Below are 17,251 nucleotides of genomic sequence, written 5' to 3'. Positions count from 1 at the left end.
AGGTCTCAGCGCAGCCCGGAACCATCGCGCAGGGCCAGCTGGACGAGGCGGTCGGTGAGAGCTGCGAAGTCGAGACCGCTGGCCGCCCACACCTGCGGGAACATCGAGGTCGAGGTGAACCCGGGCATGGTGTTGACCTCGTTGAGAACGATGTCGCCCGCGGGCGTGACGAACATGTCGACACGGGCCAGGCCGGCGCAGTCGAGGGCCTCGTAGGCAGCCGTCGCCGTGGCACGCACCCGTTCGGTGAGCTCGTCGGGCAGCTGGGCCGGTACGTCGAGGCGAGCCCCGTCGGAGACGTACTTGGCCTCGAAGTCGTAGAACCCCGCAGACGACGTCACGGTGATCTCGGCGGGCACGCTGGCCTCGGGCCCGGAGCCGTCGAGTCGGTCGAGCACACCGCATTCGATCTCGCGGCCGACGATCGCCGCCTCCACGAGCACCTTGGGATCACTGGACCGGGCGGCCTTGAACGCGGTGTCGAGATCCGCCCAGGCGTCCACCCGGCTGATGCCGATGCTGGAGCCGCCGCGTGCGGGCTTGACGAAGACCGGCAGCCCGAGCCGCTCGCGTTCGGTCTCCGAGAGCGTCTGCCCGGGCCGCACGACCGTGTAGGGGCCGACGGGCAGCCCGCTGGCGGCGAGGATGCGCTTCATGTGCTGCTTGTCCATGGAGGTGGCGCTGGCGAACACGCCGGAACCGACATAGGGCAGGCCGCTCATTTCCAGCAGGCCCTGGATGGTGCCGTCCTCGCCGAACGGGCCGTGCAGGAGGGGGAAGACGACGTCGACGGTCCCCAGATCGCGCAGCGGCGAGGACGGGTCGGACACGAGCAGCCGGGGCCTGGTCGGATCCGGGGTGAGCGTGACCTCGATGCCGTCCGCCGCGTTCACGGTGGGCAGGTCCGCGCTGACGGCGGTGAGGACGGGACTGTCCTCGGGCAGCACCACCCAGCGGCCCTCGGGGTCGATGCCGACCGGAATCACGTCATAACGGGACCGGTCCAGAGCCCGCAGGACTCCGCCGGCCGACACACACGAGATGGCGTGCTCGGTGCTACGCCCGCCGAACAGCAGGACGAGTCGAACCCTGCGAGTGGAGGCTCCCATGCCGGGACAGTAACGGATGCCATCCGGCATCGCACGAAGGACCCCGGGGGTGGCCCGCGGCCCGCGTCATGCCGGGTGAGATCCGTGTCGGGCCGGCGAGTTGGCCTGTGCCAGCCCAGCCGCGATCCGTCACCGGAAGAAGCCGTGATCCACCAATGCGCTCGGCCGCGATCCGCGACCGGAACCGGACGGTCGCGCGCCGTGACGCGCGCCCGTCGGAGTCTCGGCTGTGGTCAGCCGCGGGTGACCTTGCCCGCCTTCAGGCACGAGGTGCAGACGTTGAGCCGCTTGGGGGTGCGGCCGACCATCGCACGAACAGTCTGGATGTTGGGGTTCCAGCGACGGCGGGTGCGCCGGTGGGAGTGGGAGACCGACATGCCGAAGCCCGGCCCCTTGCCGCAGACGTCACACACCGAAGACACGAGAACACTCCGTCAATCACGATGGCCGGGAGTCACCGACCGCTCTAGCCTGTAGTCGACTGTGAGGCTACCCTAGCCGCGCCGTTCCGGGTCGCCGTGGGCCGCGCAGGCCGGGCGCCTGGAGCAGGTCGGCGCCGGCCGCGGCGTTCCGTGGGGTGGGTCCGCGTCCAGGCGTCGGCGTCCCCGTGAGCTGTCGGCAGCCGAGAGTGTCGGTGGCGCGGTGCACTATCTGAGGTGTGCTCGATCTGGACACGCCGCTCAAGAGTGTGTTGGGCGCGAAACACGCGTCGCTGCTCGCGGACGAACTCGACCTGGCGACCGTCGGCGACCTGTTGAACCATCTGCCGCGGCGCTATCACGAGCGCGGGGAGCTCACCGACCTGGACGGTCTTGTGGTCGGTGAGATCGCCACGGTCCAGGCGCGGGTGACGAAGGTGGTGAAGCACAAGCCCCGGGCGGACTGGAACACCAGCAACCGCCGGCGCGAGAGCGGCCGCACGGAGATCACCGTTACCGACGGCCGAGGTGAGCTCTCCCTCGTCTTCTTCAACCAGCAGTGGCGTGCGAAGGCACTCACGCCCGGCACCACGGCGTTGTTCGCGGGCAAGGTCGCCGAGTTCCGCGGCCGCCGTCAGCTGATCCACCCGGAAGTGCACATGATCGACGGGCCGGACTCCGACGACGACGCGGGCGATGGCCAGCTCGGAGCGGCTGGTGGCCAGCTCGGCGAGCTCGGCGTGGGCGTTGGCGGCGATGATGTCGCGGGTGAGCTCGGCGAGCAGGCCTCGGCGGTGGCTGACTTCGCCGGCGCGCTGGTCCCGATCTATCCGGCCACGGCGAAGCTCACCAGCTGGAAGATCGCCCGTTGCCTGCGGCTTGTCCTCGACTCGCTCCGTGGGCTGACCGATCCGCTGCCGGAGTCCGTCCGTTCCCGGCACCGGCTGGTGGGCCTGGCGCGTGCCTACCAGCTCATCCATCGGCCCGGCACCCGCGGCGACGTCGCCGTCGCCCGCACCCGGCTCAAGTGGGACGAGGCCCTGGTCGTCCAGATAGCGCTGGCCCAGCGGCGGCGGCGGGTGGAGCTGGTCGCCACCCAGCCCCGGCCCGGCCGTGCCGGCGGGCTGCTCGACGCGTTCGACGCGAGCCTGCCCTTCGCTCTCACCGACGGCCAGCGGGAGGTCAGCGAGACCATCGCCGCGGAGCTGGCGAAGGCGGTCCCGATGCACCGCCTCCTGCAGGGGGAGGTCGGTTCCGGCAAGACGGTGGTGGCGGTCCGGGCGATGCTGCTCGCGGTCGACTCGGGCGGCCAGGCGGTTCTGCTGGCCCCCACCGAGACGCTCGCGGCCCAGCACCACCGGAGCCTGCTCAGGCTGCTCGGTGATCAGGCCCGGGCCGGCGAGCTCGGGGTGAGCGGCCCGGCGACGCGGGTTGCGCTGCTCACCGGGTCGATGCCCGCGCGGGCCCGGCGGGACACGCTCGCCGCGATCGCCGACGGGAGCGTCGGTCTCGTCGTCGGCACGCACGCGCTGCTGGGTGCGGGCGTCACCTTCCACGACCTCGCGCTGGTCGTGGTCGACGAGCAGCACCGGTTCGGCGTCGAGCAGCGTGACGAGCTTCGTTCCCGGGGCCGACGCCCACCGCACCTGCTGGTCATGACGGCGACCCCGATCCCGCGAACCGTCGCGATGACCGTCTTCGGTGACCTTGAGGTCTCCGTCCTGAACCAGCTTCCGTCCGGGCGTTCGCCGATCTCCACGTTCGTGGTGCCGGCGGTGAACACCGTGCTGATGGGCCGGATGTGGGGGCGGGTGCGGGAGGAGGTCGCCGCGGGGCACCAGGCGTACGTGGTGTGCCCTCGGGTCGGTGAGGGCCCGGCGGGCGCCGGGGATCCGGCGGGAACGGAGGAGCCGGCGCCTCCGGAACCGGGCGAGCCGGGTCAGGCGGGTGGCCAGGGGCCGCGTGACGGTGGTGAGCGGGTCGGCGCCACGGTCGCGCAGACGTTGCCCCGGCTGGTCGCGGGTGAGCTCGCCGGGGTGCGGGTCGAGGGCCTGCACGGGCGGATGCCCGCGGCGGCCCGGGACGATGTGATGACCCGCTTCGCCGCGGGTGAGGTCGATGTTCTCGTCGCGACGACGGTGATCGAGGTCGGTGTGGACGTGCCGAACGCGACCGTGATGATCATTCTTGATTCCGACTGGTTCGGCGTGTCCCAGCTGCACCAGCTCCGCGGCCGGGTGGGGCGGGGCAGTGCTCCGGGCATCTGCCTGCTCCAGACCTGCGTCGACGCCACGGCACCGGCCGCCGAGCGGCTGCGGGCGGTCGCCTCCACCTCGGACGGCGCCGAGCTGGCGCTGCTCGACCTGGCCCAGCGGCGGGAGGGCGACGTGCTGGGCGCGGCCCAGTCGGGTGGCCGGCGCTCCCTGCGTCTGCTCGAGCTTCTGCGGGACGAGGACCTCATCCGGTCGGCGCGCGAGGAGGCCGGTGCCATCGTCGCGGCGGATCCAGAGCTGCAGTCGCTGCCCGCGCTGCACCGCCTGCTTGCTGACGCCCTGGACGAGACCAGCGCCGCCTTCCTGGAAAAGGGCTGATCCTCGGTGAACCTTTTCCGCAGTTCGAAGACCTGAGGAATCGGGTCGTTCTGGCGACCACGATCCTCAGATCTTTCACGGCAGCGGCGGAAGCCCGGAGCCACAGCTCGAGAATCCGAGGTTCTGGTCGTTGTGGCGACCAAAGCCCTCAGGTCCTGCTCGGTAGCAGAGGCAGCCCGAAGCCCGGGATCTTGTTTCCGGGATCATCGAACATCGACGATGGAAAAGGTTCAATGACACGGATCGTGGGCGGCAGTGCTGGCGGGCGTCGCCTCGAGGTGCCACCGGGCACCGGCACCAGGCCGACCTCCGACCGGGCGAGGGAGGGCCTGTTCAACACCCTCGGCACGCTGGTCGATCTGGCCGGCGCCCGGGTGGCGGACCTGTACGCGGGTTCTGGCGCGGTCGGCCTGGAGGCGTTGTCCCGTGGCGCGGCACATGCCCTTCTGGTGGATCGTGACGCGGGTGCCGCCCGCATCCTGCGCCGCAATGTCGAGGCACTGGGCCTGCCCGGGGCCGAGGTGGTGCGCGCCGCGGTCGCCCGGGTGGTGGAGGTGCCGCCGACCGCTCCCTACAACGTGGTCTTTCTCGACCCGCCCTACGCCCTGGCCGATGCCGAGCTGGGCGTCGTGCTCGGCCGGCTGGCCAGCGGCGGCTGGGTGGCCGCGGGGGGCATCTGCGTAGTCGAACGCGCTGCTCGGAGCGGGCCTGTGGCCTGGCCCGACGGGCTTGTGGCGCTCCGTGAGCGCAGGTACGGAGAGGGGGTCCTCTGGTACGGTAATCGATCATGAGGAGGGCAGTCTGTCCCGGATCGTTCGACCCCATCACCAACGGTCACCTCGACATCATCGTGAGAGCCAGCCGGCTCTTCGACGAGGTCGTCGTCGCCGTTCTGATCAACAAGTCGAAGGCCAACCTGTTCACTGTCGATGAACGGATGGATCTCATCCGGGAGGCGGTCGCCGTACATCCGGCCGCACCAACCAACATCATCGTCGAGTCGTCACATGGCCTGCTCGTCGACTTCTGCCGGGTGCGCGGCATTCAGTCGATCGTCAAGGGTCTGCGTGCGGTGAGTGACTTCGACTACGAGCTTCAGATGGCGCAGATGAACCATTCCCTGGCGGGTGTGGAGACGCTGTTCATGAGCACCAATCCGCAGTACGCGTTCCTTTCGTCGAGTCTGGTCAAGGAAGTCGCACGGTACGGCGGCGACGTCTCCGGGCTGGTTCCCGACGTCGTGCTCAAGGGCCTGCGGGACCGTTCCGGCCTGTAGCCGTGTTCCGCTCGCGGGCTCGCGCCTACGCGGGCCCGCGAGCCCGTCACCGGATGGCGTCGAGTCGCTACCCGACGTCGAAGTAGGACTTCTGGGGCATCGTGGTCTGACCGTGTGCGTTAGCGGAGTGTCGCTACTGGGTGATTCGTCGGCTGGTCGTAACCTACCGCTCATGGATGATCTCGCTGAGCGCCTCGATCTGATCATCGTCTTGGTCGAGGGGGCGCGAGCGATGCCGCTGTCGGCGTCCTGCGTGCTCAACCGGGCCGAGCTGCTGGAGGCTCTGGAGGATCTCCGGGCGCGGCTGCCCGAGCGGCTGGCCGACGCCGACCGGGTCCTGCTGGAGAGCGAGGCGATCATCGACGACGCGCATCGGCGGGCCGCGGCGATTGTCGCCGACGGCCGCCGGGAGGGCGCGCGGCTGGCCTCGGGCAGTGCCGTGGTCGTGCGGGCTGAGTCCGACGCCGCAGCGATCATGACGGCCGCCCGTCAGGCCTCGGATGACATGCGCAGCCAGATCGACTCGTATGTCGACGGGAAGCTGGCCGGATTCGAGGAACTGCTCGACCGCACCCTGGCGTCGGTGGCCCGAGGGCGGGAGCGGCTCGCGTCGCGAGGTGCGGTCGCGACCGCGGCGGCCGTCGGTGCGCCCGGCCACCCGGCCCCGGCCGGTGCGGTCCCCGTCCACGCTGGTGCGGTTCACGCGGGTGCGGCAGGCGACGAGGCGGAACGGCCGATGGCTGGCGACGTCCTCGACGGCGAGGGCGGCGAGCCGTCAGGGATCTCCCGGATGTCCTATGGCGGCCCGGGCGCCGCCTTCGCCTCCGGAGCCGAGCGTTGGGCCGGTGTCCCGGCGGCCCGCGGTGGCATGACCGGTCATGTTCGTCTGACCTCGGCCTGACCATTCGGGCTGCCTGCCCCACGGTGCCGGAGCGCCGATCGGGGGGAGTGGGCGCGATCGGATACGCTGGTAGTCCGTGCCCGGTGACGTGGGTGCGTACTTCCGACCGGGCCTGGTTCGCTTCATCCCGGGCCGGGCAGGCCGGCGGTCAGCCGGTCCGCTCCCGCTGGCTTGCGTCAGCGGTCGGGAGGATCAGGGTGGGTGATCTCTGTGCTGGATCCGAGGCAGTTCGGTCGGTATCGGTACGATCGGCCTCCCGCCCCCAGGTCAGTCCCATAACGACCGTGACGTGAGAACATCTGCTGTGACCGCCATGACCACACAACGAGCCCGTCGGCGTGCCCCCCGGGGTCCCTATGTGCTCGACACCCGTGAGCTCGGCCGTAGGCCGGGTTCACTTCGTCGTGTCGAGACCACGATTGTCCAGCCGTCCGACTTCGGCACCGAGATTCTGCGCGTGCCCGAGGGTGCCGCTGTGCGGCTCGACCTGCGGCTCGAGTCGGTCATGGAGGGGGTCCTGGTGAGCGGCGTGGTGACCGCGCCGTTGGCCGGGGAGTGCGCCCGCTGCCTGGAGGAGGTCACGGACACGACGTCCGTCGACATCAGGGAGCTGTTCTACTACCCCGAGCGGGCCGTCGAGACCGAGGACGAGGGCGACACCTGCGTCCTCGTCGAGGATCATGTCGACATCGAGCCGGTCGTTCGTGACGCGGTGGTGCTCAGCCTTCCGCTGTCACCCCTGTGCCGGCCGGACTGCGCAGGCCTGTGCGTCGACTGCGGCGCTCGTCTTGACGAGGTCGGTCCGGACCATTCCCACACCCGGCAGGACCCGAGATGGGCGGCGCTGTCCGGTCTCGCCCAGGATCCCGCTATCACCGAGAACAAGGAGAAGGACTAGTGGCCGTCCCGAAGCGGCGCACCTCGCGCAGCAACACCCGGTCCCGTCGCGCGCAGTGGAAGGCCAAGGTGCCGACGCTCGCGAAGTGCTCGCGCGGGCACGTCATCCGTCCGCACACGATGTGCACGACCTGCGGCCGCTACAACGATCGCCAGGTTCTGGACGTCTGACCACGGTGTGGCACGCGTAGCTGTCGATCTGATCGGGGAGGGCCTTCCACCGGAGGACCTCCTCGATGAACTTGCGACGGCGCTCGATCTTGATCCGCGGCTGGCGTTGACCGTGGTGGCGCCCACGGCCAGTGTCGAGTCCGCGCTCGTGGCGAGTGGCGTCCTCTCCGGTGGGCGATGCCAGGTGGTCAACGCGGCCCGCGGGGTCGCGGCAGGTCCGGAGGCGTTGAGCGAGGTTCGGGCGCGGCGTGACTCCGGCGTGCGGGTCGCGGCGCGGCTGGTGCGGGACGGGCAGGCTGACGCGATGGTGTCGGTTGCTCCGTTGGAGGCCGTGCTGGCCGCGGCGAGGTTCACGCTCGGCCTGGTCCCGGGCGCGACCCGAACCGCCGCCGCGGTCGTCCTCGGTTCCGTGAGCTCTCCCGTGGTCCTGTGCGACGCGGGCGGCTCGGTGGACGTGACCGCCGACGAGCTCGCCCAGTTCGCCCTGTCGGGCACCCGGTACGCGACAGCCTGCCACGGAGTCGTCCGTCCGCGGGTCGGTCTGCTGTCGGCGCGTCCGGCGTTGCAGGACCAGCTCCGGCGCTCCGCGGGTGATCTGCTCTCCTCGCTCGGGCTGCACTTCGTCGGGCCGGTGACCGCCGACAGGCTGCGAACCGGGGCCGGTGTGGACGTCGTCGTGACCGACGGCTTCACCGGCGATGTCGTGCTTGCCGCGCTGGGACAGCGTGCCGCGTCGACATGGGTCGGGTCGGACCCGGCTTCACCACCGGCGGTCGGTTCGGAACTTCAGGGGGGAATGATCGTGCTGGGAGTGGACGGTACAGCCGTCCAGGTGGGCAGGCCGTGCGCGGCCGGCCCCGGGCGGGCAGGCGATCTGTCCGCGGCGGTGGGTGCGGCGGCCGGCGCGGTGCGTGCCGGGCTCGCCGGATCGGTTCGTGATGCCATGGCGACGTTGGTCGAGCGGCGCCGGGAGCTGGCGGGGCTGTCCCGATGAGCCGGGTGCAGTCGGTTCCGCCGCCGCGGGACGGGCTGGTCGAGGCGCTGCAGGTCGACGTCGATCCCGAGCTGCTGGATCGGGCGCTGACTCACCGGTCGTACGCCTATGAGAACGGTGGCCTGCCCACCAACGAGCGGCTGGAGTTCCTCGGCGACGCGGTGCTCGGCCTGATCGTGACGGCCGCGCTCTTCCGCCGCCACCCCGACCTCCCGGAGGGCCAGCTCGCCAAGCAGCGCGCCTCGGTGGTCAACATGCGGGCGCTCGCCGACGTGGCGCGGCGCATCGGACCGACCGGCATCGGGCCGTATCTGCTGCTTGGCCGGGGCGAGGAGGCCACCGGCGGGCGTGACAAGCCGAGCATCCTCGCGGACACGCTGGAAGCGGTGATCGGCGCCGTCTACCTCTCCAACAGCCTTGACGTGGCCTCCGGCTTCGTCCATCGACTCTTCGACCCGCTGCTGGACGAGGCTGCCGGCCGCGGCGCCGGGCTGGACTGGAAGACGTCGCTGCAGGAACAGACGGCGCTGCTGGGGCTCGGCCCGCCGGACTATGTGGTCACCGAGGCCGGCCCTGATCACGCCAAGCGGTTCACGGCCTTCGCGCGGGTCGCCGGCGAGGTGTTGGGCGAGGGCGAGGGCGGCAGCAAGAAGGAGGCCGAGCAGCGTGCCGCGGCGACGGCCTTCGCGATGCTGGAGAAGCGCGCCACCGCCGCGGATGACGGCGAGCCGCAGCCGGACAAGGCAGACGGGGCGGCCCCGGAAGGCGCCTCTGTGGGCGGTACCGCCGCGGAGAGTGCTACCAGCCGCGACCCTGCAGCCGGTGCGGGCGACGCAGGATGATCCGGTTTCGCAGAGTTCGCCGATGATCCGCTGTGCCTGAGCTCCCCGAGGTCGAGGTCGTCCGGCGCGGCCTGGAGCGGGGTGTGGTCGGCCGCGTGATCGACGGCGTGGAGGTCTATCACCCACGGGCGGTTCGCCGCCATGCCGCCGGCCCTGAAGACTTCGCCGCGGTCCTGCTCGGGCGGACCGTGACCACCGCGTGCCGGCGGGGAAAGTATTTGTGGCTCGGTCTTTCTCCGCAGGGCGCCGAAGCTGCCGGGCCCGAAGCTGCCGGGCCCGAGGCCGTCGAGGCAGCGGCTGCTGGGGCAGCGGCTGCTGGGGCAGCGGCTGCCGGGGCGGGCGAGTCACTGCTGGGGCATCTCGGCATGAGCGGGCAGCTTCTTGTGGTCCCGTCGGACAGCCCGGACCAGGTTCACCTCCGGGTCCGGTTTCGCTTCGGTGACGGCGGGCGCGAACTCCGCTTCGTCGACCAACGGACGTTCGGTGGCCTGGCGGTGGTCTCCGGTGCGGACCTGCCGACCTCGATCGCACACATCGCACCCGACCCGCTCACCGCCGACTTCGACGTCGAGCGCTTCGTCGACGCGCTTCGTCGACGCCGCACCGGTCTCAAGCGCGCGCTTCTCGACCAGACGCTGATCAGCGGCGTCGGCAACATCTACGCCGACGAGGCACTGTGGGCGGCCCGCCTGCACTACGCGCGCCCCACCGAGACGGTCTCCCGCGCCGAGGCGAACCGTCTGCTGGAGGCCGTCCGTACGGTGATGACGGCAGCCCTGGCCGCGGGGGGAACCTCCTTCGACCGGCTGTATGTCTCCACCGAGGGCGTGAGCGGTCTGTTCGAGCGCTCCCTGGAGGCCTACGGTCGCGAGGGCGAGCAGTGCTCCCGCTGCGCCGCGCCCATCCGCCGCGAGGCGTTCATGAACCGCTCCAGCTACACCTGCCCGGTGTGCCAGCCGCGTCCGCGCCGAGCTCGGTGGTAGGATTTCGAACACACATTCGATCAATGATGGTGTGTTCGTGGTGGGTGCGGGCCGACGTGAACATAACCCGACTCGCGATCGTCGGCCCGACGTGAACGTGGCCCGATATGAGCGGGCGCCGTTCGGGAGATATATTGATCAAGAAGGCGTGTTGATCAAATAGTTGCAGGTTCGATCCGAATCAGCCTCGTCCATGGCCGTGACCGGGAGCTGACGACGACAAGGTCGTGCCCGGTTCGGCGAGGTCCCACAGGCGTGTTCTCCTCCGGCTGTATCCAGGCCGGAGAAGGACCATGGACGGAGGCGCCATGAACCCCGATGCTCTGCTCGGCCGGGTGCGCAAGCTGCTGGCGATGGCGGAAGCCGAAGGCCTGCCTGACGCGGCTCGGGAGAACTACAACGCCAAGGCCGCGGAGCTCATCGCCCAGTACGGGATCGACCGTGCCCTCATCGAGGACGGTGCCCCGGCGGGCGCCGTCGCGGGCGATGTCGTGATGAGCGTGGACGCGCCCTACGCGCGGGACAAGATCTCGCTGTTGGCCAGTGTGGCGGACCCGCTGGGCTGCCGCCTTGTGCACAGGACAGTGCCTGCGCCGAGCGGCGTCGGCGGGACCGTGCACACCGCGCACCTGTTCGGGATGGCGGCGGATATCGAGCGCGTCCAGATGCTGTACACGTCGTTGCTCGTGCAGCAGGCGCACGGTCTCGCGGCGGCGCGGCCGCCGGTGTGGGAAGATCCGCGAGCTTTCCGGCGATCCTGGATGGCCGGCTTCTCGGTCGCGGTGCGTGATCGGCTCGCGCTCGTGGAGGAGGCGGCACGCAGGAGGGCTGAGAACGAGGGCAGAACAACCGCGGCCGACGGAGCGGGAGAACAGAGGTCGGTCGCGGTCGTGCTGGCCAGCCGGGAAGGGCTCGTCGAGGCGCATCTCGCCCGCGTCTATCCGCGGCTGCGCACGACGCGCGCGCGTCAGCTCTCAGGATCCGGTGGCAGGGACGGCTACCAGGCCGGCCAGCGGGCGGATCTGGGGGAAGGCCGGCGGGTGCCGACGCAGGAACGACCGGAGATCGGCTGAGCTGCTCGGGAGGAACGACCGGAGATCGGCTGAGCTGCTCGGGAGGTACTCGCGAGCGAACCAGCCGATCGCGGTGGATCCGATGTTCGGTGGATCTGGTGTGAAGTAGCTCTTGGTGCGAAGTAGCTCTGTCGGCGTGGCCGCGGCGGCCACGCCGATCCAGGCCCCACTACAACTTGCCGCCGGGGAGGTTGGGTACCGCGGTCTGGGTCGGACGCTCGCCGCGGGGCGGAGCGTAGCCCGGGCCGATGACGGTTTCGGACGGTACCGGGACCGGCGTGACACTCCGGATGCCCTCGGTGCTGGCATGCGGAACCGGGATCACTCCTCCGTCCTGGGAGAAGTTCTGCCCACAGCCGGAGAGCAGGAGTGCGGTACCCATCGAACAGACGGCGGCCACGCACGCGAGCGACCGGCGACGGCCTGATCGCCCAGGCGTGCGCACATGGTCACCAATGGTGGTGCCGTTCGACGGCGTCCCCTGCCCCGGCCCCACGCGAACGGTGGCCTCGGTGCCCCTGTTGAGCTGCGCGCTCTCGATGTACATGGTGTCCACAATGGCTAGTACCCTACCGCTCCGATGAACGAGATTCGCGCGACGAACGGCGCCTCCAGCAGGGACGTGGTCCGCCTCACCGCCCGGGTCGAAGGTCTGGTTCAGGGTGTGGGGTTCCGTGACTATGTCCGTACCAAAGGGCGACGTCTCGGACTTGCCGGGTCTGCGACGAATTTGCCCGACGGCGCGGTCGCGGTGATCGCCGAAGGCGACCGGGCCGCCTGTGAGGCGCTCCTCGACCTACTTGTGACCGGGCACACACCGGGTCGAACTGACCGTGTCGAGCACGTGTGGAGTGAGGCACGTGGTGGATTGGCGGGCTTCCTTCGACGTTGATGCGCGGCGCCGTCGATTGAACAAGCGAGCAATCCGCGGCGACGTCCGTGCGAACGGAGTCGAACTTCACAGAGAAGCCCGTGTTGACGGAAGTGTGTTTTTGCCCAACGAGACCATGTGATCACGGCGCGTCCGTCGATCATTGATGTGCCTGGTTGGTGCGCACCCGGCGACTTTCCCTGCGTCCATGGATGATCGTGGCTGGTGACGGGCCCGATCGTGGCGGCCCGCCGGCGCGGAACAAGCCGCGTGTCACCGGCGCCACATGCCGAACCGTGGACGAACCTGCTGCATCTGGTCCCGCCATGTGTCCCGTCGGGTGTTCGCGGGCGAGGATTTTCTGATGTTCGTGGGACCGCACGTGGGCCTTGTGGCATGCTCTTGACTTTCGGTGGCCTGACGTGGGATTCTTAGGTCATTCTCTGGGGCGCACTCTGATCGTTCTGATCTCGTCGCTCCCACACATCCCGCTAGGTCACTCATCGTGGAGGACCATCACCATGGCGAAGGCCCTATTCGGCCACGTCGGTTCTGGCAGCGACATGCGTCTCTCGTACGAGGTACGCCGTCTTCGCGCCCGGGTAGCGGAGCTCGAGGCTGAGCTCGCGCGCGTACGGGCAGTGAACGAGGCGCTCGTCGACGGGGTTGACGTACCCGCTGACGTCCGGGCACTCGAGGTCGAGCCCGCGCTCACCTGAGCCGAGCTCACAAGCAGTTCCACATCCGGGCACTTCGGGTGCCCCACATACAGGGTTGAGCGCGGTGAGGGTCCTTGACCTCCTTGCCGGGCGGGCTCCCTCATGCCCTGGTGCGCACCCTTTTGGGTGAGTGCTGTGCTTGAAGGGGCTGTGCCTGGCTCGGGGTGGGTGCTCGCGCGTCCTCGTGTTGCCCTGTATGTGGTGTTCTGAGGTGTGTTGGCAGGTGTTGGTCGAGGCGGGGTGCCGTTCGCCCTGTCTCGGCAGGCCCGTTGCCCGCCTGGCAGGCGCGCTGTCCTGGTGCCTGGCGCGTGATGTCGGACGCGTGGCGTGGTGCGGGCGTCGCATCCGGTGGGCAGGTCGCCGGATGACCGTCATGTGCGCCTGTGTGCGGGGCGCCGCGTCGAGGCTCCGGGTGCCGCTCGGTACGATAAGCAGGTCCAACCGGGAATGATCTTGTTGTTGGGCTGATCTTGTCGTGGACCGGTGGACCATCGGTCCGGTAACGGTTTTTTCGTTCCGTCCGCCGCCCGGAGCCCGGTGCATCTAAAAAGTCTCACCCTGCGGGGTTTCAAGTCGTTCGCGAGCTCGACCACCTTGCACCTCGAGCCCGGCATCACCTGTGTCGTCGGCCCCAACGGCTCGGGTAAGAGCAACGTGGTCGACGCGATCGCCTGGGTGCTGGGCGAGCAGGGCGCGAAGGCGCTGCGCGGCGGCACGATGTCCGACGTCATCTTCGCCGGCACGCCGGCGCGCCCGGCTCTGGGCCGGGCCGAGGTGCTACTGACGATCGACAACACCGACGGCGCGTTGCCGATCGAGTATTCCGAGGTCACCGTCGGGCGGCTGATGTTCCGCAGCGGCGAGAGCGAATACACCATCAACGGTACGGCCTGCCGCCTTCTGGACATCCAGGAGCTGATGAGTGACTCCGGCATCGGCCGGGAGCTTCATGTCGTCGTCGGGCAGGGCCAGCTGGACGCCGTCCTCCATGCCCGTCCCGAGGACCGCAGGTCGTTCATCGAGGAAGCGGCGGGCGTCCTCAAACACCGCAAACGCAAGGAAAAGGCGCTTCGCAAGCTCGAGGCGATGGCCGCCAACCTCACCCGTCTCACGGACCTGTCCGCCGAGCTGCGGCGGCAGCTCGGCCCGCTGGGCCGCCAGGCGGAGATCGCCCGCAAGGCCGGCGTGATCCAGGCGAGCCTGCGGGACGCGCGGCTGCGCCTGCTCGCCGACGACCTCGCCACGGCTCGGGCGTCCGTCGTCACCGACGCGGCGGACGAGGAGGCCCTGCGAGCCAGGGTGGCCCGCACCGAGCGCGTGCTCGCCGATGGGCAGCGCCGAGAGGCGGAGCTGGAGGCTCGTCTCGCCGCGGTGGTTCCCCAGGCGGCCCAGGCGGCCGAGACCTGGTACGGCCTCGCCTCCGTCCGGGAGCGGTTGCGGGGGAGCAGATCCCTCGCGGCCGAGCGGTCACGGCTGCTGGGCGCCGCGGAGGAAAGCCGCAGCGGCCGCGATCCGGACGAGTTGGAGCAGGAGGCGACGGCGGTCCGGGAGCAGGAGCTGGCGCTGACGGAGCGGCTGGAGCTGGACCGCGAGACGCTGGCGGAGGTTGTTGCCCGTCGCGGCTCTCTTGAGGAGCAGGTGGCGAACGAGGAGAAGGCACTTCTCGCGGCGGCGAAGGCCGCGTCGGATCACCGGGAAGGGCTCGCCCGACTCGCCGGCCGGGTGGACGCGGCCCGATCGCGCGCCGCGTCCGCCGAGGCCGACATCATCCGGATGACCGAGGCCCTGCAGGCGGCCCACGCGCGGGACGAGGAGACGGCCGGGTCCCGGGCGGCGCTCGACACCGAGCTGGCCCGGATCGAGACGGCACGCCAGGAGCTCGGGGAACGGCACAGCGAGGCGGTCGCCGTGCACGAGGCCGCCAGCGAGCGCCTGGAGGCGTTGCGGGACGCCGAACGGGCCGCGGAGCGCGATCGTGCCTCCTGGCAGGCACGTCGGGAGGCGCTGGAGCTTTCGCTCGCTCCGGCTGACGGCGCCACCGCGCTGCTGCGCGCCGCGGTCGAGTCCGCGTCCGGGTCGGCGGCATCGCCATCGCCATCGCCGTCGCTGCCGTCGCTGCCGGCGGGGGAGCCGGCGGCTTCCGCGGGCGCGTCGGCGGATGGCGACCGAGGCGGGCGTGGCGGGGGGAAGAAACGGCAGGGCCGCGCGGCGCGTCGCGGCGAAGCCGAGGCTGTCGTGGAGCTCCCTCCGCTCGACGCCTCCATCGAGATCATCGGACGTCTCGCCAGCTTTGTGACCGTCGCACCGGGTGCTCAGGCGGCGATCGCGGCCGCCCTGGGGCCGGTGGCGGACGCGTTGCTCGTGGGGAGGTCCGAGGACGCGCTCGCCGCGCTGCGCTGGTTGCGCGGCGCTGACGCCGGCCGTGCCGCTCTGGTTGCCGCGGATGCGGCGGGCGGCGTGGATTCGGCGGATTCGGCGGACCCGGGGCGGCGACCGGGCGTTGCCGAGCCGCTGCCGGCCGGCTCGCTGCCGGCGCTGGAGCTGGTCACGGTCACGGATCCGCGTTTCGACGCCGCGGTGCGGGAACTTCTCGCCGACGCGGTCGTCGCGGACGATCTGGACGTCGCCGCCCAGGTGCTCGCCGGTCGTCCGAATGTGACGGTCGTCACCAGAGATGGTGACGTCGTGGGGCGGCGGTCGGCGGTGGGCGGCAGCGCCACGCCGCCATCGGTCCTCGAGGTCCAGACCGCCGCGGACGAGGCGGACCGCGGGTCCCTCGAGGCGCTGGCCCGTCGGGAGGCCGCCCGCGAGGAGCTCGGCCCGGCCCGGGCGGAGGTGGAGCGGGCTCGGGGCGCGATCGACGCGGTGCTCGCCGAGCGGCACGGGGCCGATGCCCGTCATCGCGCGCTTTCGGAGCATCTCGCCCAGATCGAGCGGACCCGCGGCACGGCGGCCGGCGAGATCAGCCGGCTGGAACGTTCCAGGCTCGCGGCGGAGGCCGCCCGCGACCAGGCCTACGGCGCCCTGACGGAGCTGGAGGCGCAGCTTGCGGCTAGCTCCGCCGAACCGGACGTCGGCGAGCGCTCGCCGCAGCAGCGCGACCGCCTGGTCGCCGAGACCTCCGCCGTTCGTGCGGCCGAGGTCGAGGCCCGGCTGGCCGTGCGTACCAGTGAGGAGCGCGCGCGTGGTCTGCACGGCCGGGCGGACGCACTCATGCGGTCGGCGGCGAACGAGCGGGCGGCGCGGGCGGCTGCCGCTCGCCGCCGAGAGGTACGTGAACGCCACGCCGCCGCGGCGGCTGCCCTCGCCGCGGCCGCGGACACCGCGCTGGACGCACTGGAGCGATCGCTGGCCACCGCCGCCACGGAGCGGGAGACCGCCGAGGCCGCCCGGCGCGAGACCGAGGAGGCCCTGGGCACTGTCCGGGAGCAGGTGCGCGGCTGGGCCACCGAGCTGACGGGCCTGCGTGACGCCGCTCACCGCGAGGAGCTGGCGCGAGCCGAGAAGCGCCTGCGGGTGGAGACGCTGGAGGCCAAGGCCCTGGAGGAACACGGCGTCGAGGCCGACGACCTGGTCGCCGAGTTCGGCCCGGACGTGCCGGTACCTCCGGACGAGCCCGAAGGCGAGGCGACGCCGTTCGACCGCGCGCAGCAGGTCGAGCGGGCGGCGCGGGCGGAGAAGCAGCTCACCCGACTGGGGAAGATCAACCCGTTGGCGCTGGAGGAGTTCGCCGCGCTGCAGGAACGCGCGGCGTTCCTGTCCACCCAGCTGGAAGACCTGAAGAGCACACGACGTGACCTTCTGCTCGTGGTGGACGAGGTGGACGCCCGCGTCCGCGAGGTGTTCGCCACCGCGTTCGCCGACACCGCACGGGAGTTCGAGATCGTCTTCGCGACCCTGTTCCCGGGGGGTGATGGCCGGCTTGTCCTGACCGATCCGGACGACATGCTGACGACCGGTATCGAGGTCGAGGCCCGACCGCCCGGCAAGAAGGTCAAGCGGCTTTCCCTGCTCTCGGGCGGTGAGCGGTCACTGACCGCGCTCGCGTTGCTGCTGGCCATCTTCCGGGCGCGGCCGTCGCCGTTCTACGTTCTGGACGAGGTCGAGGCCGCGCTGGACGACCGCAATCTCGGCCGGCTGCTCAACGCCATCGAGGGCCTGCGGGAGAAGTCCCAGTTGATCATCATCACGCACCAGAAGCGGACGATGGAGATCGCGGACGCGCTCTACGGCGTGGCGATGCGCGGCGACGGCATCACGACCGTGATCAGTCAGCGGCTGCGCGCCCGCGCCTCAGCCTGACCTGCCGCTCCGGCCGGGCTCGGCACGTTCGGCGCCACCATCAACGCCACCGGCGCCGCCATCAACGCCACCGGCGCCTCCCGTCACCGGCGCCGCCGCCGGC

The 17,251-nt window shown here is 70.9% G+C and carries 16 protein-coding genes; 13 read left to right on the top strand and 3 right to left on the bottom strand.

Going from position 1 to position 17,251, the window contains the following annotated elements:
- Window positions 1-5 precede the first annotated feature (5 nt).
- Both AWX74_RS10960 and rpmB read right to left on the bottom strand, forming a co-directional pair.
- Entirely contained in the window at window positions 6-1,109 is a 1,104-nt protein-coding gene (locus AWX74_RS10960) for a D-alanine--D-alanine ligase family protein (RefSeq protein ID WP_091274508.1), read from the bottom strand.
- A 233-nt stretch (window positions 1,110-1,342) separates the two neighbouring features.
- Entirely contained in the window at window positions 1,343-1,531 is a 189-nt protein-coding gene (gene rpmB / locus AWX74_RS10955; protein ID WP_006545176.1) for a 50S ribosomal protein L28, read from the bottom strand.
- Window positions 1,532-1,767: 236 nt separating this feature from the next.
- Between rpmB and AWX74_RS10950 the strand changes: the two genes are divergently transcribed.
- The 10 genes from AWX74_RS10950 (at window position 1,768) to AWX74_RS10905 (ending at window position 11,256) form a co-directional block, all read left to right on the top strand.
- The gene (locus AWX74_RS10950; RefSeq protein ID WP_091274505.1) at window positions 1,768-4,119 is read left to right on the top strand and encodes an ATP-dependent DNA helicase RecG; all 2,352 of its coding nucleotides are present in this window, start codon (window positions 1,768-1,770) and stop codon (window positions 4,117-4,119) included.
- 233 nt (window positions 4,120-4,352) lie between these two features.
- Complete coding sequence (gene rsmD / locus AWX74_RS10945) at window positions 4,353-4,910, top strand: 16S rRNA (guanine(966)-N(2))-methyltransferase RsmD (RefSeq protein WP_091274503.1); 558 nt, start codon at window positions 4,353-4,355, stop codon at window positions 4,908-4,910.
- Window positions 4,907-5,395: a pantetheine-phosphate adenylyltransferase gene (gene coaD / locus AWX74_RS10940; RefSeq protein WP_091274500.1), complete on the top strand. Its 489-nt coding sequence runs from the start codon at window positions 4,907-4,909 to the stop codon at window positions 5,393-5,395. The genes rsmD and coaD overlap by 4 nt, the downstream gene beginning before the upstream one ends.
- A 172-nt stretch (window positions 5,396-5,567) precedes the next feature.
- On the top strand, window positions 5,568-6,296 hold the full coding sequence (locus tag AWX74_RS10935; RefSeq protein ID WP_091274496.1) for an ATP synthase subunit B family protein: 729 nt from the start codon (window positions 5,568-5,570) through the stop codon (window positions 6,294-6,296).
- A gap of 313 nt (window positions 6,297-6,609) precedes the next feature.
- Window positions 6,610-7,194 (top strand): YceD family protein, encoded by a 585-nt coding sequence (locus tag AWX74_RS10930; RefSeq protein ID WP_006545181.1) that lies wholly within the window; start codon window positions 6,610-6,612, stop codon window positions 7,192-7,194.
- Window positions 7,194-7,364, top strand: coding sequence for a 50S ribosomal protein L32 (gene rpmF / locus AWX74_RS10925; protein WP_054565009.1), 171 nt, complete (start codon window positions 7,194-7,196; stop codon window positions 7,362-7,364). The genes AWX74_RS10930 and rpmF overlap by 1 nt, the downstream gene beginning before the upstream one ends.
- A 7-nt stretch (window positions 7,365-7,371) precedes the next feature.
- On the top strand, window positions 7,372-8,358 hold the full coding sequence (locus tag AWX74_RS10920) for a phosphate acyltransferase (protein WP_091274492.1): 987 nt from the start codon (window positions 7,372-7,374) through the stop codon (window positions 8,356-8,358).
- Complete coding sequence (gene rnc / locus AWX74_RS10915) at window positions 8,355-9,200, top strand: ribonuclease III (protein WP_091274488.1); 846 nt, start codon at window positions 8,355-8,357, stop codon at window positions 9,198-9,200. The genes AWX74_RS10920 and rnc overlap by 4 nt, the downstream gene beginning before the upstream one ends.
- 32 nt (window positions 9,201-9,232) lie before the next feature.
- Complete coding sequence (gene mutM / locus AWX74_RS10910) at window positions 9,233-10,183, top strand: bifunctional DNA-formamidopyrimidine glycosylase/DNA-(apurinic or apyrimidinic site) lyase (protein ID WP_091274486.1); 951 nt, start codon at window positions 9,233-9,235, stop codon at window positions 10,181-10,183.
- 308 nt (window positions 10,184-10,491) lie between these two features.
- Window positions 10,492-11,256 (top strand): DUF2786 domain-containing protein, encoded by a 765-nt coding sequence (locus AWX74_RS10905; RefSeq protein WP_006545269.1) that lies wholly within the window; start codon window positions 10,492-10,494, stop codon window positions 11,254-11,256.
- Window positions 11,257-11,425: 169 nt separating this feature from the next.
- Here the strand turns inward: AWX74_RS10905 and AWX74_RS10900 are convergent, their stop codons facing one another.
- Window positions 11,426-11,803, bottom strand: coding sequence for a hypothetical protein (locus tag AWX74_RS10900; RefSeq protein WP_054565005.1), 378 nt, complete (start codon window positions 11,801-11,803; stop codon window positions 11,426-11,428).
- Between the two features lie 33 nt (window positions 11,804-11,836).
- Here AWX74_RS10900 and AWX74_RS10895 point away from each other — a divergent pair, with 33 nt between their 5' ends.
- The 3 genes from AWX74_RS10895 (at window position 11,837) to AWX74_RS10885 (ending at window position 17,148) form a co-directional block, all read left to right on the top strand.
- The gene (locus AWX74_RS10895) at window positions 11,837-12,148 is read left to right on the top strand and encodes an acylphosphatase (protein ID WP_006545266.1); all 312 of its coding nucleotides are present in this window, start codon (window positions 11,837-11,839) and stop codon (window positions 12,146-12,148) included.
- A gap of 500 nt (window positions 12,149-12,648) precedes the next feature.
- Window positions 12,649-12,846, top strand: coding sequence for a hypothetical protein (locus AWX74_RS10890; protein WP_006545265.1), 198 nt, complete (start codon window positions 12,649-12,651; stop codon window positions 12,844-12,846).
- A gap of 537 nt (window positions 12,847-13,383) precedes the next feature.
- The gene (locus AWX74_RS10885; RefSeq protein WP_091274727.1) at window positions 13,384-17,148 is read left to right on the top strand and encodes an AAA family ATPase; all 3,765 of its coding nucleotides are present in this window, start codon (window positions 13,384-13,386) and stop codon (window positions 17,146-17,148) included.
- Window positions 17,149-17,251: the final 103 nt, after the last annotated feature.

Source organism: Parafrankia irregularis, from assembly GCF_001536285.1.
GTDB lineage: Bacteria > Actinomycetota > Actinomycetes > Frankiales > Frankiaceae > Parafrankia > Parafrankia irregularis.
Note: the sequence above shows the minus strand (reverse complement) of the source record. Positions and strands in the feature narration are given on the sequence as shown.